26 protein-coding genes and 1 riboswitch are annotated in these 23,641 nt (G+C 46.5%); all 26 genes read right to left on the reverse strand.

Annotated features, from left to right (window positions below; all coding sequences use genetic code 11):
* Positions 1 to 822: a flagellar hook-basal body protein gene (locus QNH28_RS27615; protein ID WP_283909337.1), complete on the reverse strand. Its 822-nt coding sequence runs from the start codon at positions 820 to 822 to the stop codon at positions 1 to 3.
* Positions 823 to 871: 49 nt separating this feature from the next.
* Positions 872 to 1,750 (reverse strand): flagellar hook-basal body protein, encoded by an 879-nt coding sequence (locus QNH28_RS27620; protein ID WP_283909338.1) that lies wholly within the window; start codon positions 1,748 to 1,750, stop codon positions 872 to 874.
* Positions 1,751 to 1,797: 47 nt separating this feature from the next.
* Positions 1,798 to 2,796 carry a rod shape-determining protein gene (mreB, locus tag QNH28_RS27625; RefSeq protein WP_042131361.1) on the reverse strand — a complete coding sequence of 333 codons (999 nt, stop codon included), beginning with the start codon at positions 2,794 to 2,796 and terminating at the stop codon, positions 1,798 to 1,800.
* A gap of 129 nt (positions 2,797 to 2,925) precedes the next feature.
* Positions 2,926 to 3,213 (reverse strand): sporulation transcriptional regulator SpoIIID, encoded by a 288-nt coding sequence (spoIIID, locus tag QNH28_RS27630; protein ID WP_019915029.1) that lies wholly within the window; start codon positions 3,211 to 3,213, stop codon positions 2,926 to 2,928.
* A gap of 273 nt (positions 3,214 to 3,486) precedes the next feature.
* Positions 3,487 to 4,221 carry a M23 family metallopeptidase gene (locus tag QNH28_RS27635; protein ID WP_283909339.1) on the reverse strand — a complete coding sequence of 245 codons (735 nt, stop codon included), beginning with the start codon at positions 4,219 to 4,221 and terminating at the stop codon, positions 3,487 to 3,489.
* Between the two features lie 61 nt (positions 4,222 to 4,282).
* Entirely contained in the window at positions 4,283 to 5,257 is a 975-nt protein-coding gene (spoIID, locus tag QNH28_RS27640; protein ID WP_283909340.1) for a stage II sporulation protein D, read from the reverse strand.
* Positions 5,258 to 5,667: 410 nt separating this feature from the next.
* Positions 5,668 to 7,044 carry a UDP-N-acetylglucosamine 1-carboxyvinyltransferase gene (gene murA / locus QNH28_RS27645; protein ID WP_283909341.1) on the reverse strand — a complete coding sequence of 459 codons (1,377 nt, stop codon included), beginning with the start codon at positions 7,042 to 7,044 and terminating at the stop codon, positions 5,668 to 5,670.
* 200 nt (positions 7,045 to 7,244) lie between these two features.
* Entirely contained in the window at positions 7,245 to 7,502 is a 258-nt protein-coding gene (locus QNH28_RS27650) for a DUF1146 family protein (RefSeq protein ID WP_283909342.1), read from the reverse strand.
* Between the two features lie 299 nt (positions 7,503 to 7,801).
* Positions 7,802 to 8,218, reverse strand: a complete 417-nt coding sequence (locus QNH28_RS27655; protein ID WP_042131365.1) for a F0F1 ATP synthase subunit epsilon — start codon at positions 8,216 to 8,218, stop codon at positions 7,802 to 7,804.
* Between the two features lie 62 nt (positions 8,219 to 8,280).
* Complete coding sequence (gene atpD / locus QNH28_RS27660) at positions 8,281 to 9,681, reverse strand: F0F1 ATP synthase subunit beta (RefSeq protein ID WP_042192466.1); 1,401 nt, start codon at positions 9,679 to 9,681, stop codon at positions 8,281 to 8,283.
* Positions 9,682 to 9,942: 261 nt separating this feature from the next.
* Positions 9,943 to 10,812 (reverse strand): ATP synthase F1 subunit gamma, encoded by an 870-nt coding sequence (atpG, locus tag QNH28_RS27665; protein ID WP_042131368.1) that lies wholly within the window; start codon positions 10,810 to 10,812, stop codon positions 9,943 to 9,945.
* Positions 10,813 to 10,965: 153 nt separating this feature from the next.
* Positions 10,966 to 12,477, reverse strand: a complete 1,512-nt coding sequence (atpA, locus tag QNH28_RS27670) for a F0F1 ATP synthase subunit alpha (RefSeq protein ID WP_283909343.1) — start codon at positions 12,475 to 12,477, stop codon at positions 10,966 to 10,968.
* A gap of 11 nt (positions 12,478 to 12,488) precedes the next feature.
* Positions 12,489 to 13,040: a F0F1 ATP synthase subunit delta gene (locus tag QNH28_RS27675; protein WP_060625972.1), complete on the reverse strand. Its 552-nt coding sequence runs from the start codon at positions 13,038 to 13,040 to the stop codon at positions 12,489 to 12,491.
* A complete protein-coding gene (atpF, locus tag QNH28_RS27680; RefSeq protein WP_042131371.1) occupies positions 13,037 to 13,525 on the reverse strand; it encodes a F0F1 ATP synthase subunit B in 489 nt (162 codons plus the stop codon). The genes QNH28_RS27675 and atpF overlap by 4 nt, the downstream gene beginning before the upstream one ends.
* A 97-nt stretch (positions 13,526 to 13,622) precedes the next feature.
* Positions 13,623 to 13,835, reverse strand: coding sequence for a F0F1 ATP synthase subunit C (gene atpE, locus QNH28_RS27685; protein WP_039877624.1), 213 nt, complete (start codon positions 13,833 to 13,835; stop codon positions 13,623 to 13,625).
* 104 nt (positions 13,836 to 13,939) lie between these two features.
* Positions 13,940 to 14,707 carry a F0F1 ATP synthase subunit A gene (atpB, locus tag QNH28_RS27690; RefSeq protein WP_042192471.1) on the reverse strand — a complete coding sequence of 256 codons (768 nt, stop codon included), beginning with the start codon at positions 14,705 to 14,707 and terminating at the stop codon, positions 13,940 to 13,942.
* 29 nt (positions 14,708 to 14,736) lie between these two features.
* Positions 14,737 to 15,105 carry an ATP synthase subunit I gene (locus QNH28_RS27695; protein WP_283909344.1) on the reverse strand — a complete coding sequence of 123 codons (369 nt, stop codon included), beginning with the start codon at positions 15,103 to 15,105 and terminating at the stop codon, positions 14,737 to 14,739.
* Between the two features lies 1 nt (position 15,106).
* Positions 15,107 to 15,340, reverse strand: coding sequence for an AtpZ/AtpI family protein (locus QNH28_RS27700; RefSeq protein ID WP_042192476.1), 234 nt, complete (start codon positions 15,338 to 15,340; stop codon positions 15,107 to 15,109).
* A gap of 177 nt (positions 15,341 to 15,517) precedes the next feature.
* Positions 15,518 to 16,678, reverse strand: coding sequence for a non-hydrolyzing UDP-N-acetylglucosamine 2-epimerase (gene wecB, locus QNH28_RS27705; RefSeq protein WP_283909345.1), 1,161 nt, complete (start codon positions 16,676 to 16,678; stop codon positions 15,518 to 15,520).
* 59 nt (positions 16,679 to 16,737) lie between these two features.
* The gene (gene upp / locus QNH28_RS27710) at positions 16,738 to 17,367 is read right to left on the reverse strand and encodes a uracil phosphoribosyltransferase (RefSeq protein WP_094871130.1); all 630 of its coding nucleotides are present in this window, start codon (positions 17,365 to 17,367) and stop codon (positions 16,738 to 16,740) included.
* Between the two features lie 422 nt (positions 17,368 to 17,789).
* A complete protein-coding gene (gene glyA / locus QNH28_RS27715; RefSeq protein WP_283909346.1) occupies positions 17,790 to 19,037 on the reverse strand; it encodes a serine hydroxymethyltransferase in 1,248 nt (415 codons plus the stop codon).
* Between the two features lie 113 nt (positions 19,038 to 19,150).
* On the reverse strand, positions 19,151 to 19,735 hold the full coding sequence (locus QNH28_RS27720; RefSeq protein WP_283909347.1) for a TIGR01440 family protein: 585 nt from the start codon (positions 19,733 to 19,735) through the stop codon (positions 19,151 to 19,153).
* Positions 19,736 to 19,900: 165 nt separating this feature from the next.
* A riboswitch (ZMP/ZTP riboswitch) is annotated at positions 19,901 to 19,983 on the reverse strand.
* A 48-nt stretch (positions 19,984 to 20,031) separates the two neighbouring features.
* Entirely contained in the window at positions 20,032 to 20,619 is a 588-nt protein-coding gene (locus tag QNH28_RS27725; RefSeq protein WP_283909348.1) for a low molecular weight protein arginine phosphatase, read from the reverse strand.
* 47 nt (positions 20,620 to 20,666) lie between these two features.
* Entirely contained in the window at positions 20,667 to 21,239 is a 573-nt protein-coding gene (locus tag QNH28_RS27730; RefSeq protein WP_283909349.1) for a manganese efflux pump MntP, read from the reverse strand.
* A gap of 126 nt (positions 21,240 to 21,365) precedes the next feature.
* On the reverse strand, positions 21,366 to 22,601 hold the full coding sequence (locus QNH28_RS27735) for an L-threonylcarbamoyladenylate synthase (RefSeq protein ID WP_283912282.1): 1,236 nt from the start codon (positions 22,599 to 22,601) through the stop codon (positions 21,366 to 21,368).
* 207 nt (positions 22,602 to 22,808) lie between these two features.
* Positions 22,809 to 23,564: a stage II sporulation protein R gene (gene spoIIR / locus QNH28_RS27740; RefSeq protein ID WP_283909350.1), complete on the reverse strand. Its 756-nt coding sequence runs from the start codon at positions 23,562 to 23,564 to the stop codon at positions 22,809 to 22,811.
* Positions 23,565 to 23,641 lie beyond the last annotated feature (77 nt).

A 23,641-nucleotide genomic window follows, 5' to 3' on the forward strand; every position in this document is an offset into this window, starting at 1 on the left:
CTACCCGCGCATGTTATTGGCCAGACCTAGCATCTGATCACTGGAAGAAAGCGCCCGAGCTGCGAGTTGATACGTACGTTGAATCTGCATCATTTCTGTCATTTCTGTGGTCATATCGACATTTGACTGCTCCAGCCACCCTGAGCGTACTCCAATTCCAGAAGCCTCACCTGCCGCTCTTTGTACAAAAGCCTGCCGTGCTGTAACGCCATCGGAAAGCATATAGAAATTCCCGTCCACTGCTTTTAAAGCATTCTGTGTCTTAGGTTCTACAATCATTATAGTACCCGCTACCCGAACAGGTCCATTCTCTGTCTGTTTCGTTAATACACGACCAGATTCGTCGATAGCTGCGTTCACGCCCACAGGGACTGTTAAAGGATTACCTGCTGTATTCAGCACCGGATTCCCCGTATTATCTACAAGGACCATCTTCGTTACATCGGTAGTGTCCGGCGTAAAGTGAAAGTCACCTTGTCTAGTATAAGCTGTAGTTCCATTGACCTGAACACCAAACAGGCCATTCCCCTGAAGCGCCAAATCGGTTGGATTACCCGTTTCTTTAAGGGGGCCTTCTTCCCAATTGGTCGTAATCGAAGGCACATAAGTCCCAAAACCGATATTAAAGCCTAGAGGTGTAGCGCGGCCCGGCTGATCATAGTCATCCGATTGCTGCTGTACACGGGTCAGCACATCCTCAAAGGAGCCTTGCTTGCTCTTATAACCATTTGTATCCATATTAGCTAGATTATCCGCTATAATATCAAGCCGCTGCTGAAGGCTGGACATGGAGACTGCTGCACTAATCGTTGAGTTGTTCATAGATCAAACCTCCTATAAGCTTTACCTGTAAAAATTTCATAAGCAGCGCTTATACCCTGCCGACTTCAGTTACAGCCTTCTGCAAGCTGCTATCATAGTATTGGACGATCTTTTGGTTCGCTTCATACGCCCGGTATGCGGCATTCAAATCTACAGTTACCTGAGTAGGGTCAACATTGGAGCCCTCCAAGTATCCTTGACGCACCTGCAAGATATCAGTTGCATTGGAGTAACGAATGCCCGCCGCCGCTACATCATCAGCGTGAAACACACCTTTACCGTCACGCACAAGCTCCTGCGGCTTTGTAACTACACTCACACCAATCTTGGTCCCTGTCGGAAGTCCTGTTTCTGGATTTAGTACATTCCCCTGCCCGTCCACTTTAAGGGTGTCCTGATTTCCTGTCAAGACAAGAGGCTTACCAGTGGAATCAAGAACCTTAAAGCCTCCACTGCTCAACACTTCTCCCGTAGCCGCATTTACTGTGAAGCTTCCATTTCGGGTAAATAAGTTGTTGCCCTCCGCATCCTGAACGGTAAAGAAAGCTTGTGGACGGTAAGTAACCTCACCATCAGCACTCACATATTTCCCCGAACCATCAAAAGCTATATTCTGACCCGTCACAAGGTCGGCGACTTGCAAATCTGTAGATAAAGCAAAATCCATAGACTTGCCGCTCTCCCTTAAATCACCCTGCAAATATTGGGATATCGACTCTTCTGCAAAAACCCCTGTGTTAAGGCGCCCCACCGGCGTGGTATTGCCATTGCTCATAGCCGAGATCAAGACATCTGGAAAAGCATGATTCACACTATCAACCTGCTTATATCCCGTTGTATTTAAGTTAGCGATGTTCTGTGTTGCCGTATCGTGTCTACGTTGCTGCGCAACCATACCTGCAGCGGCCGTATATAATCCTCTTATCATGAAGGTAGTCTCCTTCCGAATCTAATGCTACCTTTTATATCGGCTGCTTAGAACTTTTTCTTAACGACCTTGTCCAAATTGTCCAGCATAATTCCTGTTCCTTTTACCACACAGTGCATAGGGTCTTCCGCTACCCAGACAGGTACATGTAATTCTTCTGAGAGCAGCTCGTCCAATCCATTAAGCAAAGCACCTCCACCAGTGAGAACAACACCCCTGTCAATAATGTCCGCAGACAATTCTGGTGGTGTACGCTCCAGCACCGATTTAGCCGCAGCCACAATGGAAGAAACCGGATCCCATAATGCTTCCTTTACCTCGCCAGCTGTAATAGTGAGCGTCTGGGGAAGTCCGCTTACCATGTCCCGGCCACGAATATCCATTTCGGACTTCATCAAACCAGGTCGAACCGTACCAATAGTAACCTTAATATCCTCTGCTGTCCGTTCACCGATCAACAATTTATATTTTTGTTTAATATATCTTAAAATGGCCTCATCGAACTTGTCTCCCGCGACTTTAATCGAAGAAGCGGTAACGACGTCGCCCATAGAAAGTACGGCTACATCCGTCGTTCCGCCACCGATATCGACGACCATGTTCCCACTTGGCTGATAAATGTCCATTCCCGCTCCAATCGCAGCGGCCTTTGGCTCTTCTTCCATAAATACTTCCTTAGCCCCGCTACGTTCTGCCGCTTCCCGAATGGACTTCTGTTCCACAGATGTAATATTTGTAGGGGCGCATATCAGAATGCGAGGCCGTGAGTACCACGTACGACCGCCAACACGATCGATAAAATACTTCAGCATCATTTCTGTGATTTCAAAATCTGCAATAACACCATCCCGTAAAGGACGGATAGTTGTTATATTTCCAGGTGTACGTCCAACCATGCGACGTGCCTGTTCTCCCACCGCAAGGACTCTCTTCGTATCACTTTCAAGTGTGACCACGGAAGGTTCATCCAGAACGACTCCCCTTCCCTTAACATGTATGAGCACATTGGCCGTGCCGAGGTCGATTCCGATATCCTTGCTAAACATAATGAAAGAGCCCCCAAAGTGTTATTTTAATTGAAAAAACAGCAGTTAGTACTAAATTTAAAAATAACATACTTTAGGGGAAGTACACAATGTTTTAAAGCTGAATATTTCCTTAAATTTCCGAAAATCTCATGGCTTTGATGCTACAGCAACCTCACGTTTTTTCCCCGTCGTTTTTTTATATTTAATTTTTGTGGCTTCTCCCCCCCGAAGATGTCGGATGGATTTGTGATATTCAAGAATGTGCTTCACCTGATCGGCCAGATCAGGGTTGATCTCTGGCAGACGCTCCGTCAAGTCTTTGTGCACCGTGCTCTTTGAAACGCCAAATTCCTTGGCTATGGTCCGGACCGTATGCCTGGTTTCCACGATGCAGCGTCCGATTTTGATCGTACGTTCCTTGATGTAATCGTGCACGCTCCCGCCTCCCAACTGTGGATAGTTTGGTACATTATATGAGGGGCGGGCTTATATATTCGCGCTTTCAAGACATGACAAGCCTGGAAGGGCTCATTTTATTTAATGGACAACCCAAGAAGCCTTGTTATTAGCAAGACGGAACGTCGTTGGTTCATCAAAGACAATAACCGTTTTTCATAGAAAAATAAGGCTCTTTATAAGCATGCTGCTTACGAAGAGCCTTTTTCACAAAAAAAAACAGGAGGCATTAGCCCCCTGCAGTAGATATTCTTATCGCCCTGGCAGTAACTCTGATGGATTAACTACTTTGCCATCCTTATACACTTCAAAGTGTACATGATTGCCAAGGTCCTTCTCGATTTCACTGCGACCTGCGATTGCAAGCGTATCTCCTTGCTTCACAACATCGCCTTTTTTAACTTTCGCGTCGCCAAGACTTTGGTACACGGTCTTCATGTTACCTTGATGGGTAATCTCAATGACCTTACCTAACACTGCAACATCTTCCACTCTAGTGACTTCACCGCTAAGCGCTGCTTTGACGTCGAACGTATTGTTATCTTCACGGGCAAGGTCGATACCGACATTAGGAATAAATTTGTCGTTATACTGCACCATTGCGGCAACGTGATTGTCTTCTGTACCATTCTCGTCATAATACGGTTTGACCACTTCTACTTCACCTGGATTAGCTACTGGCCAAACCAAGCTTTCCGCTGAAGCAAGAACTTCAAGGGCATCTGGATTACTGTTTGCAGTACCAGCTTCGTTAGTCGAAGCTCCTACTTGCTGTGATGTGGCGGCGGTGTCCAGCGGTTTTTGGCCGGCATCCTGATAGACCCACACCAAAGTTAGTATAATTGCCGCTGCCGCCGTGTAGACTGCTGGGAACACCCAACGTTTAGATAACATCTTGCTCCATGAAGAAGGTTTAGCACCTGAATCTCCCTGCGATTTTTTGAGAGATTCATCATGGTTTGTTTTGTTTTTGTCTTGTTCATTCATATGGCTATCACCTCAGTAACCAGTGTTACCGGGCTTCTATCTTTTATACGTATCTTTCAAGTTATTTTTTCAGAAGAGTTGAGATTTGCGTAAAAGAGATACCACTGTAATAGTGTTTGAGAATTTGAGTAGCCGTTCCGCCTTCCTTCGCCATCCCATTCGCCCCCCACTGACTCATTCCAACACCATGCCCATTTCCGAAGGTAGTTATATAGATTTTATTCCCTTTTCGCCCCCAACTGAATTGGCTGGAACGTAACCCTAGCTTCTCTCGCACTTCTCTTCCAGTAAAAATAGTACCTCCAATAGAGATTTCCTTAACCCGATGTCCAGTGGTGAGAGACAACACTTCTACCGGCAATTCAGAGGAAGTAGATATGTTCTTTGTCATGCCTGATTGGGTCGTATCTTTTGAAGCAGGGATTACTCTGTCGTTTAGCCCAAGTCTAGTAAGTATTTCCGAGATGGTGAATGTAGAGGTCACCGCATAGTTTGGGGTAATCTCTTTCTCCCAAGGACTAGTTACACTGCGCAGATAGGGAATCGCTGCATTCCAGTATTCTTCCGAGTTCTCAGTATATCCTCCACTGGAGGCGAAAAAGGAGGCCGTAATCGGCTGCCCTTTATAGGTCATAATGACACCGCGCGTCTCAAGGACCGCGCGCTGAAGCTTTGCGAGGTCGGCGCTTCTTCCGCCGAGCTTCCATTTCCGTTCCAGCGTGTCCTTAGATACGTAAGCCTGATGGCTTACCGTATCTGTTACATCCGCCCCCGGAACGGGGACGCCGCTTCTGTCGCCAGCCAGCAGGCGGCGCAGGATAAAGGTGCGGGCCGCTACGGCCTGCGCTTTGAGCGCTTCAAGCTCAAAGCTGGCCGGCATCTCGGCCGCAAGCACGCCGCTGACGTATTCCTCCAGCGGCAACGTCTCTATTTGTCCGCTACGCGACAAATAGACGGAGACCTTCGGCTGCGGCGCTTCCTGCGCAGCCGCCTCCGGCCCCGCCGGTGCGGCCGGTGAGGCCGTGACCGCCGGCAAGGCCGGAGGCACCGGTTGTCCCCGGTGCAGCGGGACAACCGCCAGTGGAATCAGCAGCGCCGCCAGGATAGGCGCTGCGATCCAGGCGACGGGGCCGAGTCGCCTGAGCCGGGGAGCAAGGGAACGCGAGTGCCAGCGCGTTGACTTGTTACGTCGCAAGTAGCGGAAATCTTTCATCTCTATGGCTCCTTCCGTAAGTCACTGTTGATTCTTATAGATATGAATTTACAGCAACTACTAGAACAATATTTGAGAGAAAGAGAGTGGCTTTCTCGTATCTATCACTATGCTCCGCGTTAAAGAATTACAAACGAAAAAAATCCCCATTAGTTGAGGATTCAAATTTCTTTCTTATCATAAAAAAAGAACAAGCCGCATCACTGCAGCCTGTTCTCACCTAATGACTAATATTATACCCAAGTTGCTTGAACCTGAAAGCGAGGCTTAACCTCTTCGCTTTTATGAGATTCACTCTTGGCTACTTCTGGTTTAAGAGTTTCATCCTTCACCGTTTGTGCGGCTGTGTCTTCCATAGAAATGCGCCAAATTTCCGCACCTAGTCCGGACAGCTTCTCAGCCAAATGTACATATCCGCGATCGATATGATGAGTTCCGCTTACCTCAGTAGTGCCTTCAGCAACAAGACCTGCCAAAATAAGCGCAGCTCCCGCACGTAGATCCGTAGCACAAACCTTGGCTCCGACCAATTGCGCATTACCTGTAACGATGGCTGAGCGTCCTTCGATCTTAATCTCAGCATTCATGTTGTGGAATTCATCCACATGCATGAATCGGTTCTCGAATACAGTTTCCGTAACGACACTAGTTCCTTCAGAGCGCAGCAATAATGCCATCATTTGTGACTGCATATCCGTTGGAAAGCCTGGATACGGCAAAGTCTTCAAATCAACAGCTTTAAGAGGTTTGTCACTGATTACACGAATCCCGTTCTCATCAGGAATAATGGTCACGCCCATCTCTTCCATCTTTGCAATAACAGGACCCAAGTGATCAGCGATTGCGCCTTCCACATAAACATCGCCACCTGTAATTGCTGCGGCAGCCATATAGGTGCCTGCTTCGATACGGTCAGGTATTACATGATGTTTAACGCCATGCAGACGTTCAACGCCTTCAATACGGATAACACCTGTTCCCGCACCGCGCACGATTCCACCCATACCGTTCAAATAATTGGCCAGGTCGACAATTTCAGGCTCCTTAGCCGCATTCTCAATCACGGTCACGCCTTCGGCGAGTGCCGCTGCCATCATTATATTTTCGGTCGCACCCACGCTAGCTACATCCAAATACACTTTGGCTCCGCGCAGGCGACCGTTACTTTTCGCTTCAATGTAGCCCTGGCCGAGACTAATCTCCGCACCAAGCGCTTCAAATCCTTTCAAATGCTGATCAATCGGTCGTGTGCCAATGGCGCAGCCGCCAGGCAAAGAAATTCTTGTGTGGCCAAGCCGAGATAACAGGGGGCCCATGACTAAAAAAGATGCCCGCATTTTTCGAACCCATTCATAAGGTGCTTCGCAGGAAGTGATGTTTGTAGCATCCACCTGGATAATATCGTTTTGATATGTAACACCTGCACCCAAAGATTCCAACATTTTTGAGATCGTCATTACATCATCAAGCGGAGGTGCGTCCACAATGACGCTTACTCCTTCTTCTGCCAATAGAGAGGCGGCTATGATCGGTAATACGGAATTTTTTGCGCCGCTAACTTTCACGCTCCCGGTCAATCTGTTGCCACCGCGGACGATAAATTTGCTCATTTTCGGTTTCCCTCCGCGTCCATTATTTCTTAAATTATTTTTTAGATTAAAAGTAATTGCAAAAAAATTCGCATACTCCATCAATACGCCCATTCAGCCGGGCATGTTCCTTAAAGTTCAGTGTTGACATAATAAAACCTTATTATTCGACACTTTTTGACCACTGCGACCTATGACACTTATAACCAAACTACATATTCCTAAAACATATAGCGGATCATCCCACTCCAGCTAAGGTAATCCAGAAAGAATCCTGCAACAAAATGACCAAGTACAATGGCTAGAAGTAAGTGCAGTAGCCTTCCTTGAGGACTCTTGGGATATCTTATGACCAAATCCAGCTTAAGGTTCTGCAATGCCCACCAAGATAATACAACACTGAGCAAAGAAACAATCATTGAGATCATGCTGCTGGTTCCAGCTGCACTAGACCAGCCATTGGACAAAATATCCTCCATGCTAACCCTCCGTGTTCGTATTACTCGGAAATCGACTCTTATATCATACTTGTGCAGGGCAAAAGAATCCAGTACTTTTACAAATTTTTAAACAATTCAACGCCAATATCCAAAAAAATGAAGAAATCTTAACCTTTAATACATAGATTACTATAACAAGCTTAAACGCCTTCAGCGGCGTTCTTATAAGGACGGCAAGTGTTTATGCGAGAAATATAAGACAGAAAGTATTGTGTAAAACTTATACTCTCTTATATTTAAAAAAAAGCAGTCAAGCTTAGAGCTTGACCGCTAATATGCTACTGTTGTCCTTTACCAGTGGACACTTTAATCCGTGTAACAGCGCGTTGCAGCGCCAACTCCGCACGGCGGTGATCGATATCATCTTGTTTGCTACGAGTCTGGAGACGGCGCTGAGCCCGTTCTCTAGCAGCTTCGGCGCGCTCAACATCAATATCTGTTGGCAGCTCGGCACTTTCTGCCAGCACTGTTACTTTGTCCTTATGCACTTCAACGAACCCGCCATGAACGGCGATGGAGATCGTAACACCGTCCGATTTGACGGATAACGGAGCAACCTGAAGTGGAGTCACAAGCGGAATGTGTCCAGGCAAAATACCCAACTCGCCTTCGACTCCCCGTACTGTCAAGCTATTCACTTGTTTAGAATAGACGAGATGCTCCGGCGTGACAATTTCCAACAAAAAGGTATTCACTTCCATTCCTCCTTAAAGCTTTACATAGTAAAGCTCACATCGAAAACATCCTTAGCTCAGTGTTACATCGATTTCGCTTTTTCAACCGCTTCTTCGATTGTACCTACAAAAAGGAACGCTGCTTCTGGAAGATCATCATGCTTACCATCCAGGATCTCCTTAAAGCTACGTACAGTTTCTTTGATTGGCACGTATTTACCCTTGAAGCCGGTGAACTGTTCGGCCACGTGGAAAGGCTGAGACAGGAAACGCTCAACTTTACGAGCACGGGCTACGATAACCTTATCATCCTCACTCAATTCATCCATACCCAAGATGGCAATGATGTCTTGAAGTTCGGTATAACGTTGCAGCAATTGTTTAACACCTTGTGCCACATTGTAATGCTCTTCACCAACAATTTCCGGAGCTAGCAGACGCGAGCTGGAAGCCAGTGGATCAACCGCTGGGAAAATCCCCTTCTCGGAAATCTTACGCTCAAGGTTAGTTGTTGCATCCAAGTGAGCAAACGCCGTTGCCGGAGCGGGGTCAGTGTAGTCATCCGCTGGTACGTAGATTGCTTGAATGGAAGTAACAGAGCCTTTTTTGGTAGAAGTGATACGCTCTTGCAACTGACCCATTTCAGTAGCCAGGGTTGGTTGGTAACCTACAGCGGACGGCATACGTCCGAGAAGAGCGGATACTTCGGAACCCGCTTGGGTAAAGCGGAATATATTATCGATAAAGAGCAGCGTATCGCGACCTTCTACATCACGGAAATATTCCGCCATAGTAAGACCGGTCAAAGCTACGCGTAGACGCGCGCCTGGGGGCTCATTCATTTGTCCGAACACCATTGCTGTTTTCTTAATAACGCCGGAGTCCGTCATTTCGTGATAAAGGTCATTACCTTCACGAGTACGTTCACCCACACCCGCGAATACGGAAATACCGCCATGTTCTTGGGCAATGTTATTAATCAATTCTTGAATCGTTACTGTTTTACCTACACCGGCACCGCCGAACAGACCAACTTTACCGCCCTTAGCGTAAGGTGCAAGCAAGTCGATAACTTTAATACCCGTTTCCAAAATTTCGGCTTGTGTCGACAATTCATCAAATGTCGGAGCCAAACGGTGAATCGGGTTCTTAATTTCAGCAACAACTTCACCAGCGTTATCAATTGGATTTCCAAGTACGTTAAATACCCGGCCTAATGTCGCTTCCCCAACAGGAACCGAAATAGGACCACCTTGGTCAATCGCATCCAGTCCGCGAACCAGACCATCTGTAGAAGACATCGCGATACAACGTACCAAATTGTCTCCCAAGTGATTGGAAACCTCAAGTGTTAGGTTAATCTGGCGACCATTGTCCAAGACGGTTTCAATTTTGATAGCGTTGAATATCTCGGGCAATTGGCCGCGTTCAAATTCAATATCGACAACCGGACCCATAATGCTTACAACGCGTCCTTTGTTCATCTTCATTTCCCTCCTCGAAAGCTGTTACATCAAGAAGAAACGACGTTGTCGTCATATAAAGATGACAACCGTTTCTCGTAGAAATATAAGCATTTTGTATAGGGTATAACCTATACTTTCTTATATTTTAAGAAGAACTGCAGTGCCGTTCTTAAGGAGCCATACTCCAGAAGTGGGCGATACTATGTATCGCTCCATGCGGCACTGTTTCTCGTAAAATACAAGGCAAGTCAAGCGCGCTGCTTAACTGTTCTTGTATTTTTAAGACTGAGCGTTCGCTCCGGCCACGATCTCGGTAATTTCCTGCGTAATTGCCGCCTGACGGGCACGGTTGTACGTAAGGGTAAGTTCTCCGATCATTTTCGACGCGTTCTTTGTTGCACTGCCCATCGCTGTCATTTTCGCACCCAGCTCACTGGCCTTGCCATCCAGAATTGCGCTATAAATCAAAGTTTCGGCGTATTTCGGAAGTAGTACTTCGAGTACGCCTTCTGGTGAAGGTTCATATTCGTAATTTGCGGTCGCTTCATGATGCTCATGATTTCCTACGCCTTCCATAGGCAACAGTCGATCAACGGTTGGGATCTGGGTAATCGCATTGACGAATTGGTTGTAACAAACGTACAACTCATCATACGTACCATCTACAAACTGTTGTACTGCCGAATTAGCAATAGACTTGATGTCCGCAAATTTCGGCGCATCCGACAGCTCAGTAACTTCCTGTACAATCGGATATTCACGGCGGCGTAAGAAGTCACGGCCTTTACGACCGATAACGAACAAGGCGTACTCATCTTTGGATTTATGGCGCTCCGCGATGAGCATCGTCACCTTACGTAAAATATTAGCGTTGTATCCTCCCGCAAGCCCTCTATCAGAGGTCACGATAAGATAACCAGTTTTTTTCACAGGGCGACTGACCAGCATGGGATGCTGAACGCCTTCTGTACCCGCAGCAATGCTCGATACAACCTCTTTCAGCTTCTCAGCATAAGGACGGGCGGCAATTGCCTTCTCCTGGGCTTTTCTGAGCTTGGAGGCGGCTACCATTTCCATCGCTTTTGTGATCTGTCTTGTGTTTTGAACACTCTTAATTTGACGTTTAATATCACGCATGCTTCTTGCCATGATTTCACCACCTTAAAGCTTTGACGAAGTCAAAGCTAACTTCGTAAGCATCTTCTTAGCTTTGACGAATTCAAAGCTTACTTTATAAGTAATAGCCTGAGCTTCGGCAGAGCCAAAGCTCACTTAGTAAGATTCGTTTAGGTACGATCTATATTAGCTAGTAGCAAAGCCTCTTTTAAATTTATCAATTGCGGCTTTAAGAGCGGCTTCGTTATCTGCTGTCAAGTCCTTGGTATCTCTGATGGATTGAGCAACTTCAGCAGCACTGCTATCCATGTAAGCAAGGAATTCCTTTTCAAAACGTTTTACGTCTTTAACAGGAATATCATCCAAATATCCTTTTACAGCTGTGTACAAGCTGAGCACTTGATGCTCAACAGACAATGGCTGATTTACACCTTGTTTCAGAACTTCCATCATACGTGCTCCGCGATTCAGACGAGCAAGCGTAGATTTATCAAGATCTGATCCGAACTGTGAGAAAGCTTGAAGCTCACGATATTGAGCAAGATCCAAACGGAGCGAGCCAGCTACCTTCTTCATCGCTTTAATCTGAGCGGAGCCCCCTACACGGGAAACGGAGATACCGACGTTGATCGCCGGACGTTGACCAGAGTAGAACAGATCGGATTCAAGGAAGATTTGACCATCTGTAATCGAGATTACGTTCGTAGGAATGTAAGCCGATACGTCAGATGCTTGTGTTTCGATGAACGGAAGCGCGGTTAATGAACCACCACCAAGCTCATCACTAAGCTTAGCCGCACGTTCCAAAAGACGGGAGTGTAAGTAGAACACGTCACCAGGGAACGCTTCACGACCCGGTGGACGACGAAGCAGCAAGGACAATTCGCGATAAGCCGAAGCTTGTTTTGAAAGGTCATCATAAATGATCAGTACGTGTTCGCCCTTGTACATAAAGTATTCGCCCATTGCGCAACCTGCGTATGGAGCAATATACAACAGTGGGGATGGCTCGGAAGCCGAAGCAGTTACAACGATTGTATATTCCAACGCGCCATGACGGCGGAGAGTTTCTACAACCTGTGCTACTGTTGATTGTTTTTGTCCAATGGCAACATAAATACATTTCATTCCGTTGCCTTTTTGGTTGATAATCGCATCGATTGCGATTGCAGTCTTACCTGTTTGACGGTCACCAATGATAAGTTCGCGTTGTCCACGACCAATTGGTACCATCGCATCAATCGCTTTAAGGCCAGTTTGCATTGGCTCATGAACCGATTTACGGTCGATAACACCAGGAGCGTTATTCTCAACCGGACGGAACTCCGTCGTTTGAATTGGGCCTTTACCGTCAAGCGGCAAACCGAGTGCGTTAACTACACGACCCAGAAGGGCCTCTCCCACTGGAACTTGCATGATTTGTCCAGTACGTTTTACTTGATCGCCTTCACGAATTTCCTTGTACTCACCCAGAATAACAACACCGACGTTGCTTTCTTCCAGATTGAGCGCCATGCCCACTACACCGTTGGAGAACTCTAGCAACTCGCCTGCCATTGCGTTTTCCAGACCGTAGACACGAGCGATACCGTCTCCGACTTGAATGACGGTGCCCACTTCGGCAACTTCGATATCGGCTTTATATTGCTCAATTTGACTTTTGATCAAAGTGCTGATCTCTTCAGGTCTGATGCCCAATATCCTCACCCCTATCTTCTATGCTTATCATTAAAGGATTTCTCGAGACGTTCCAATTTACTAGAAAGACTGCCGTCATACAGCGTATCACCGATATAAACTTTCAGTCCTCCCAGCAGGCTTGGATCGACCACATTCGTAACCCGAATTTTACGGTTTACGAGCTGGCCGAATTCTGCAGCTACAGCTGCTTGTTCTTCTTCACTTAAAGAATAAACAGAGTATACCTTAGCATCACCAATGCCAAGAGCGTCTCCTTCAATCTTGATATACGTATCCAGCAGTTCGGCAAAAATATCGGTTCTGCCTCGCTCTACTAACAGTTCTACAATGTTCATCACAATAGGAGAGAGCTTATCTTGAAGTGCTGTGCGCAGCACTTTCAGCTTGTCGGACTCCGAGATACGTGGTGCAAGAATAAAGCGCTGTACCTCTTGGTCTGAATGTAATACTTCGACCACTGCCTTGAGCTGTTCTTCTACTTCAAGGGTAATCCCCTTCTCTACCGCTGCACTGTACAATGCTTTAGCGTAGCGCTTGGCAACTACCGTATCGCGGCTCATGATCGGCCTCCTACCTCATTGAGGTATTGGTTCACAAGCTGCTCCTGCTCACTGCTAGCACTAACTTCTTTCTTAAGAAGTTTAGAAGCAATACGAACAGATGCCGTTCCAATTTCGCTGCGCAACTCTTCCACTGCTTTATTCTTCTCGTTCTCGATATCGCGCACGGCCTCTTCTTTGACGCGTGCAGCTTCAACTTTAGCTTGCGCCAAAGCTTGTTCTACCTGTTGATTACTAGTAATTTGTGATTGTTGAATAATCTGTTGAGCTTCCTGGCGTGCACTGTTCAGCGCCTGCTTCTGCTCTTCCACATACGCGACCGCTTGCTCTCTAGTCTTCGCAGCTTCATCCATTTGCTGCATTACCAGCTCACGGCGTTTCTCCATAACTGCGAACAGTTTGCTGAACGCATACTTACTGAGCAAGAAATATAGAATCCCAAAGGCTACAATTGAAAATACGATGTTTGTCCAAACAATTTCCACTGAGGTCACTCCCTTCCGTTACCGCGTCATGCGGACGTATACAAAAGTAAGGCGCGGATGGCATCGGCCGTCCCCGCCAAACCGTAAATACGGTTTATTAAGAAAACATGATCAGGAATGCGATAACTGTTGCTGCCAACGGAATAACTTCGACGATACCTACACCGATAAACATTGTTGTTTGAAGCGCGTTACGAGCTTCTGGTTGACGAGCGATAGACTCAACTGTTCTACTAACGATCATACCGTTACCAAGACCTGCGCCAAGTGCACCCAATCCAACCGCTATTGCTGCTGCTAAAAATTCCATTTGTAAATATCCTCCTTTAATTTCGGTTCATAATGTGTTTAATGATATAAGATATCTCCCGCGAAAGAAAATCAGACAATATCCGTTCTCTTCGCAGCAGTTCATTAATGTGCTTCTTCTTCGTGAATCGTCATCTGTGCGATATAAACCATCGTCAGAATCGTAAAGATAAACGCCTGTAGTGCCCCGACGAAAATACTGAAGCCTTGCCATACAGCCAGGAACGGAATACTGAGAATCCCCAGTTTCAAAATGACTGTAATCAGTACTTCTCCGGCGAAAATGTTAGCAAATAGACGAATAGCCAGCGCTACTGGTTTTGCCAAGTTCTCGATAATGTTCAGTGGCAAAAAGATTGGAAACGGCTCAATATAGTGTTTGAAATAATGCTTGCCGTTGAGCTTAATGCCCAAGAAGTTCATCAGTATAAACACAATAATTGCCAATCCTGCAGTGATATTAATGTCAGCAGTCGGCGACTTGTACCATAAGATCTCAACATGATCACCATGCGCCAAGTTCCTGGTTGCTTCAATCACATGGCCAAACACGGTTACAGGTCCATGTGCTTCAGTTACAACTGAGAAAGGCAATCCAAGAAGGTTGGAAACAAAGATAAACAGAATCAACGTTAGCCCCAAAGATATGTAAGGTTTTCCTTTCTTCAGGTCCATGGCACTGCTTATGACACCCTCTACAAATTCTACAACCCATTCCATAAAATTCTGAAGCTTAGATGGATTCTCAACCGAAAGCTTACGAACCGACAGCATCACCAGTACAAATACTACTGTACAACTGATCAGAAGCATCAATACGGCTGATATATCTATCGGTATTCCCCCGACAAAGATTTTCGGCATCTCATGCATAGTATCATCCCCCTTTCTCTTTAATCTGGTTAAAGTTTGTTCTTCACACTCAGATATATCCCCGCAGGAATGGCGAGAAGCTGAGGAATGAATACGCCCGCAACAGTTGCTACCAGGGAGAAATGCTCAATCTTGACCGCGAACATGGTGACCAAAATTGCGAAGCTAATCCGTGTAACAAAACCGAGGCTGAAGGCATTCCCTTCGTTGCTCGCAATCGACTGCGTTACCCGTCGAACCTTGACGGCCAGATAACGAAAGTTTACCAATCCCGCCACCAGACCCAGAGTCATGCCCAGCGTAAAATCCCTAGTCTCATGATGAAGCGCCCAGCCCATTAAGAGTCCTGCCATAAGGACGAGCGTAACTCTAGTGACGGTATTGATCATGGGAGTCATATTATCCATTCTGCTCCCCCAAAAATTTTTTAATTAACAGGACGACGTTCACAATTCCCAGAATCATTCCGGTTATAGTGCCAATAGCGAGCCAATATTTCGGCCCCTCCATCAGGTCTTTCAGCCACCTTGCCGCAAAAAAACCAATAACAATGTAAGCGGCGAGTATAGTGCCTGCACTTCCAATGATAAGCGCGGTCTGTAACAAGCTGTCCCTGCTATTCTGTTCTTTCATGGCTACAATCCCAACTAATTTTACTGAATTTCTGGAGTCTTTGTCAATTCATTGAACATTGCCCAAAAACCCTTGAAAACATGAAAATAATCACAGCAAAATGTTCCAAAACCATATAAACCGTACAGTTTCACTGTATGTTGATTTTAATCAGCTCAGATATTACTTTAAATGAAATTATTTATTTTTTGTGAACATTCTGTGAAACTCTTCAGGACGCTCCTTATTTACACCAAAATGGTGCAAAATCGCATTGACAATTCGTTGGGAGGCTTTGCCATCTCCGTACGGGTTGGCGGCCCGACTCATCGACTGATAGAGCTCATTATCAGTCAAAAGAGCATGTGTCCGTTCATACACCTTCTCCTCGTCCGTGCCCACAAGCTCTAACGTTCCAGCGTCTATCCCTTCAGGACGCTCCGTCGTATCACGAAGCACAAGTACAGGTACTCCGTATGAAGGAGCTTCCTCTTGTAAACCACCAGAATCGGTCAATATCAAGTGGGTATGCGGATAAAAATTATGCAAATCCACGACATCCAGCGGATCAATCAGCTTAATTCTTGGATGTCCACCCAAAATTTCATGTGCAGGTTCCTTAACGGCAGGACTCGGATGCACAGGATAAACAATGGCTACATCTTCGAATTCATCAGCGATTCTTTTGACAGCTCGGAAGATATTCCGATGCGGTTCACCTTGCGATTCTCTACGGTGAGCAGTCATCAAAATAAGTTTTTTTCCTGAAGCAAAATCCAAAACAGGATGCCGGTAATCAGGCTGTACGGTATATTGAAACACATCGGTTACAGTGTTGCCTGTGATATAAATACTTGATTCTTTTTTGTTCTCATGTCTCAGATTACTAGCCGACCAATCGGTTGGAGCGAAATGCAGGTCTGCTAATACACCTGTAAGCTGACGGTTCATTTCTTCAGGATACGGAGACAATTTGTTCCATGTCCGAAGTCCTGCTTCTACGTGCCCAACCTGAATTTGCTGCAGGAAAGAGGCGTAGCTTGCAAGGAACGTCGTTAATGTGTCTCCGTGCACCAATACGAGATCAGGTTTAACCTCTCTGAGTACAGGTTCCAAGCCCTCAAGCACTCGGATAGTAATCTCATTAAGCGTCTGACGGTCCTTCATCACATCCAGATCGTAATCAGGAGTGATATTGAACACTTCCAACACTTGATCGAGCAACTCCCTGTGCTGTGCTGTTACACATACAATTGACTCGATGTGCTCAGGATGCTTCTTCAGTTCAAGAACTAGAGGAGCCATCTTGATCGCCTCGGGGCGCACTCCGAAAATAGTCATCACTTTAATTTTGGACATAACCCCTACCCTCTCATCAAAAAATCAAAAATTTCGTATTCCCAATCACGAATTACTAACTACTTAGTTCCGTACAAACGGTCTCCAGCATCACCAAGTCCCGGAACGATATATCCATGTTCATTTAAATGATCATCAAGCGCAGCTACGTAAATATCTACATCTGGATGAGCTTCTTGAACTGCAGCAACACCCTCTGGAGCCGCAATCAGGTTCATCATTTTAATTTGAGTACAGCCACGCTTCTTCAGCGAGGTAATAGCAGCAATCGCGGATCCCCCTGTTGCTAGCATTGGATCAATTACGATCAACTCACGTTCCTGTACATCTGTAGGAAGCTTGATGTAATACTCAACCGGTTGAAGCGTCTCCGGATCACGGAACAAGCCGACATGTCCTACTTTAGCAGCAGGGAGAAGCTTCAGGACGCCCTCAAGCATACCTAGACCTGCACGAAGAATAGGGATTAGCCCGAGCATTCTTCCTGAAATCACTTTACTTTCCGTTTCAGTGACCGGTGTTTGTACCGTAATAGTCTCTAGAGGAATATCACGTGTAATCTCATAAGCCATCAATGTGGCAACTTCGTCAACATGTTCTCTGAAATCCTTCGTGTTTGTTCTTACATCGCGAATAAATGTTAGTTTGTGTTGAATTAAAGGATGATCGCAAATCACCAATTTTCCCATTTCCTGTCCCTCCGGTAATTGTAAGTCTTGTCTATAACCTTAGAAAGCGCTTTTGCTTCTCTATGGCTAAATCCTGTCTATTATAGCATTCCCATCGCCGCATTTCACCTAGAAAGGAACTTGTATTCACATTGACCCCATTCTGCTTAATTTCCTTTGTTTAGAACGGTAATGATTGGAAAATTAAGTGCCCAACTAGGTTTAAAACCTAAATTAGGTTGTGCAAGTTTACATATTTCATACTATTCACATTTCTTTCACTATTTTTTATGAAAATTACATGAACTTTCATGGTTTTTTTCACTCTTTTCCATCAATTACTTCATGTGATTTTGTGAACAATAAACAACAAAAAAAAACCTCCACCAAACCTGAAATCATGGCTTGGTGGAGGTAAGCTCATTAATGAATATGAATAATATTTAGTATTTCAGTTCTGGATAAAGTGGGTACTGGTCCGTCAAATCAGCAACTTGACGAGCTGCCTCAGCCAATTTCGCTTCATCTTTCGGATTCTTCAGAACATTAGCTATAATGCGGCCAATAGCTACCATTGCTTGCTCGTCCATACCACGTGAAGTAACTGCAGGTGTACCAATACGAATACCACTTGTTACGAAAGGACTTGTAGGGTCAAACGGAATTGCGTTTTTATTCACGGTGATTCCGATGGAATCTAGTACTTTTTCCGCATCTTTTCCGGTAATGTTCAGGTTACGCGTATCAAGCAGCATCAAGTGGTTATCTGTACCACCAGATACAATGTTAACCCCTTCGCTGATCAGTGTTTCCGCGAGAACATGTGCATTCTTCACTACATTCTCAGCATAAGTCTTAAAAGATGGCTGTAAAGCTTCGCCAAATGCAACAGCTTTAGAAGCAATTACATGCATCAGTGGTCCGCCTTGGGAACCAGGGAATACAGCTTTATCGATAGCAGCAGCCCAAGGCTGTCTGCACATAATCATACCTCCGCGAGGACCGCGTAAAGTCTTATGTGTAGTAGTTGTAACAAAATGAGCATGAGGAACTGGGCTCGGATGAAGGCCAGCAGCAACAAGACCTGCGATATGGGCCATATCTACCATAAACAACGCGCCGACATCATTGGCGATAGCACCAAGTTTTTCGAAATCAATAATACGTGGGTACGCACTTGCACCAGCAACAATCAACTTAGGACGGTGCTTGAAGGCTGCTTTGCGCACTTCATCATAATCAATAAGGAAAGTATCTTCTTGCACACCGTAAGCAACGAAGTTATACAGCAAACCAGAAGCATTAACTGGGCTACCGTGTGTTAAATGACCACCATGCGCCAAGTTCATGCCAAGAACAGTGTCGCCTGGGTTAAGTGCAGCCAGATATACCGCCATATTCGCTTGGGCTCCGGAGTGAGGCTGTACGTTGACATGTTCAGCACCGAACAATTCTTTTGCACGATCGCGAGCCAGATTCTCAACGATATCTACATCTTCACAACCACCATAATAACGTTTACCTGGATAGCCTTCTGCATATTTGTTCGTAAGCACCGAGCCCATGGCTTCCATTACAGCTTCGCTAACGATATTCTCTGAGGCAATAAGCTCAATGTTGGCACGCTGACGTTTCAGTTCCAAATCCATCGCTTCCAGTACTGCCGGGTCACTCTTACGTAATTGTTCCATGTTCTTATTTCCTCCTAGTGTGTGTAGATATGTTGTATTTAAGTAGAAACGATTTGCCCGCCACGAAGAGGCATCAGACCTACGTTTCTGCAAAAAATATAAAACGAAGTTCATCAATCACAAATCTGTGAACCACTTTGCTCTGGAGCACTGTATACTGCACGTTCACCGCCAATAAGCGGAGGTCTGGTCCACGCTGCGTTCACCCTTGCTGCTCCAATGTACCGTAAGGTCGGCCGAAAAGGAACAGCCACCCGGCGCAAATGCATCCCGATAAGGGTCTCACCAATGTCTAAACCAGCATGTGCTTCTATCATTTCCGCCAGAACAGGATCTTTCATAGAGCGATAGGCAGCCGCAGCCATCGAACCTCCAGCCCCTGGGATGGGTACAGCTGAAATTTCATTTAACCTAAGCGACTCTAGCAAAGAGCGTTCCATTACAAGTGCACGATTTAAATGCTCGCAACACTGATAAACGAGTTGAAACCCTTTCTCCGCAGCGACCAAGCGAGCCCCTTCGAGCAATTGCTGTGCAACTTCAAGCGCACCACCGGTCCCAATCCGGACACCAGCAACCTCACTTGTGCTAACTCCAACGACAACAATTTTACCAGACCCAAGGTTACCAGCTTCCGCCAACTCCCTTAACACAGTGACAGTGGCTTCAGTTAAAGATAACTCCACAACTTTGTCCATCACCCTACCTCCTCAAGCTTCAAACAAGCTTCTTTCAAACATACACGCCTTCCGCGTCCTTAAAAGGATGATAAGCGTATATGCGATAAATATAAGGAAGTTAAAGTACTAAACTTTCTTATATTTTAAACAAAAAAGAGCAGTCCGCAGGTAGCTGCGGATTTGCTCTTTTGCCCAGGCGACCGGCCGTTTATTCCGATGCTCCATCGTGGTTTGATCCACATTTGTCGCCAGTTACATCGGAACCGATTAGTTGTACTTTCATCTTAAAGCAAAGCCGACTGAAAATCAACCATTTACAAATGGCGTAAGGATTCCAGTTTATCTAATAAGCTAAACAACGCGGTACGAATCTCAGCTGCAGTAAGCTCATAATCTTCACGCGTACCCCCGAATGGATCGGAAATATCAAAGCTTGGGATACGCTGGCGGATTTCAATCATTCGCTGTAGATCCGTTGCGTTCGGTTCACCACCTAGAGCAATGCTTAACTCAGCATCTGCGTAAAGGCTGTCCAATTCTTTAATATCCTCAGTCACAGCATCTTCGTTATGCACATATTCCTTCAATGTATATGTTTTCGTTACGGCATCCGGAAAATACTGCAGCAAATGCTGCTTATGTCCACTGGTCAAGGTCAGTACAAGATCGGCCCAAGCAACCAATTGCCCCGTTAATTGTGACGACTCCAAATGATCATCAATGCCTTCTTCCTGCAAAATAGCCGCAGCATGTCTCGATATAGAAGTACCAGAAATGGCAGATACGCCTGCAGACCGCACTTCCAGGTCGATTCCACGTTCCTTTGAGAGCTTTCGTAAAAGCCCCTCAGCCATAGGACTACGGCATGTATTACCGGTGCAGACGAATAAAATATGCAGCATGCTTTTGCACCCCCATGAAATTAAAATATTGTAATGCCGTTATTGTATCAAAAGATGAATAGCAAGCCAAACCCCAATAAAATAGCTCCGCCCAGCGCTTCCCCATATTCCCCAAGTCCACGACTGACATGCCGCCCAAGCAGCAGACCGATAATCGACATCAGACCTCCACAAACACCAAAAGCTAGTATGGTCAGAAGCACACCATTCACAAACATCCCTAGGGATACCCCAACGGAAAAAGAATCCACACTTACACTGAGTGAAAGAAGCAGCATTCCCCATAAGGTTCGGTGATTCATAGCTCGTGTACCTACCACTTCCGGACGAAAGGAGTTATACACCATATGTCCACCTAACAGCACAAGAAGCCCTCCGGCGGCATAAGTCGTTACTTGACCTAGCAAATGTCCGACATAACTTCCCGTTAATAAACCTAGTAGAGGCATCAGCATATGAAAAAAAGCAATGAGCACACTCATTTGCAGAACATGCAATAGACGAATCCCCTTCATCCCGATGCCTACACCGAGCGAAAAAGCATCCATCCCTAATGCAATCGCCATTATAGCGATAGTAACTGTCTGCCCCCAACCGGCATATATATCTCCTATGCCCATGCTTAACCCCCCAAGTCCGAAATATCTTGTACAACAACGATATGCGGACAAGGGGGTAATCATGACTTCATAGAAGATTTCAATTTGAAGAACCGGTGTAAAAGCTGTAAAGAAGGGGTGCCGTGGCTATCCGGCGTCAATGACGGAACCACCGGCGGCCTTCATAAGCCGGTTCATAATAGCAGCGCCGAGGCCCGTATACGGACAAGCCTCGGCCAAGATGTAAGTCGCTCCCGCTTCATCGAAGCGCCGCAGCGCGGCATATAGGGAGCGTGCTCCTTCCTCCGGCGAGGATAACGAGCCGAGGGAGAGAACACAGGCGGCTGGAACGGCGGGATAGAGGACCCTATGCTCCTCGAAGAGGAGCAAGCCCGTCACTTCGCCGCTCAGCTGCGCTGCCTGAAGTAGACCTGCGGCTTCTTCCGCCACTCGTTGCGGGGAAGAGCCGCGTACTACACCAAGCCAGCCGCGCGGCGCGTAGTGCGTGTACTTCATGCCCGGCGCGCGCGGCGCTGAGCTGTCAGCTTCTGCACCGTGAAGTTCCCTAGTTGCAGGAGCTTCTAGAGCTTCTGCTGCTGCAGAAGTTCCAAATTCTTTAACTGCAGCTGGCTCAGCAGCAACGGCTCCCTCCCCCACTACAGCAGCCAACTGTTCTGAAGTAATTCCGCCGGGGCGCAGCACGGCAACCATTCCATCCGGCTGCACCTGCACTACGGTTGACTCCAGTCCAACTCCGGCGGCGCCGCCATCAAGAACACCGCCAATGTATCCGGCCAAATCCTCCATCACATGCGAAGCTAAGGTCGGACTCGGACGACCCGAACGGTTAGCACTAGGTGCCGCAACGGGGCAGCCCGCTGCACTGATCAGCGCCAAAGCTACCGGATGATCAGGCATACGTACACCTACCGTGTCCAGACCTGCCGTCACAGAAGGCGACAAAACACCCTCACGAACAGGAAGCACAACTGTCAGCGGTCCAGGCCAATAAGCTTCCATCAATGCCGCAGCCGAAGGGTGAACTTCTGTAACCAGCTCGTCTAAAGCACCTGGATCGGCAATATGCACGATTAGGGGATTGTCAGACGGTCGCCCTTTTGCCGCAAAAACAGCCTCAACCGCTGCTGTATTCCGTGCATCCGCCCCAAGCCCGTAGACCGTTTCAGTTGGAAAAGCGACCGTTCCACCTTCACGAAGCATGGTTGCCGCCTCTACTATGGCCAACTTATTCTCTTCACTTGGCTGAAGTACATCGGAAGCAGAAGCTGTATCTTCCAGCAAATCCAGTTCCCAATATACAGTCTCATTCTTATTTCCACTCCGCCGCTGAACGGCGAATAAAGGGTCGTGTGGTTCATTCATTCTCATCACAGGCTTTCTACAGGATATATATTGAACAATAGCTTTTCTTGCAATCTTAGGATAAATACTCTGGAGGTTCATTAACTCTGATCTTACCAAAAAGCGGCCCCAATGAAGGCGCCGCAGTCGATCTGCTTATGAAATAGTAACATATCTAGGTTCAAAACTATAGACCATTTCCACAAAACCAAAGGGCTAGCATCAGCATTACGACCATAATCCGCTAATCCAGTTCCAAAGGTTTTGCAGCAGTTCCCAAACGAAGAACCGCACCTCTGGTTCTGCGGAATCCGCTGCCGCAACATCCCCTGCCGAAGAATCTGCTTGTACAGCTGTTCCTACTGCTGGTTGCGCCTTAACTCCGCTGTCTGCCCCGGCAGCCGAGACGGTCTTCGCCCCTTTATTAGCAGCAGGCGCTGCTGCATCTCCGGAGCCCGCATCGATAAAGCACAGCGGCGGAAATAGTACACACCACCAGTTCTGACCCTTTCCTTCACCCAGTGTTACCCGTACAGCCTCGTATTCTCCTGCCGGATAGACTGTTCCACCGTATAATTTGGTCGGAAAAGGAACCACTCCGAGCTCCACTTTATAGGAGTATTGAATGCCACGTTTCTCTAGCTCCGATCCAACCAGTGCATTAAGCTCTGGGAGATGGGTTCTAATTAAAGCACGTGCCTGCTCTAAGCTCTGCGGGTCCTCAAGTGCAGTTACCCACTGGTTCATTTGCTCCACGATGGAATCGCGGATTTGCCGCTTCACTAGTTGATCTTGCGTCCCGTCCGAATTCGCCAAAATACGCAGCCGGATAGAATCCTGTGGAATCGTTACTTCGGCTACTGCTGCATCGGTTTTTTGACCTTCCCAGGCCATGATAACAATCATAAAAAAACAAATTAAAATGGCAGTATACTTAAAAGTTACACGTAAGGAATCTCTTTTATCCATATGATTATCGTTCATTTGTCGCAGCCCCTCTCCTCTTAACACTCATGCTAGTAGTATGTCCAGAGATGAGAGACTGCAAACCTATGAATCTA

Origin of the sequence: Paenibacillus sp. G2S3, from assembly GCF_030123105.1 — a bacterium.
Taxonomy (GTDB): domain Bacteria; phylum Bacillota; class Bacilli; order Paenibacillales; family Paenibacillaceae; genus Paenibacillus_AQ.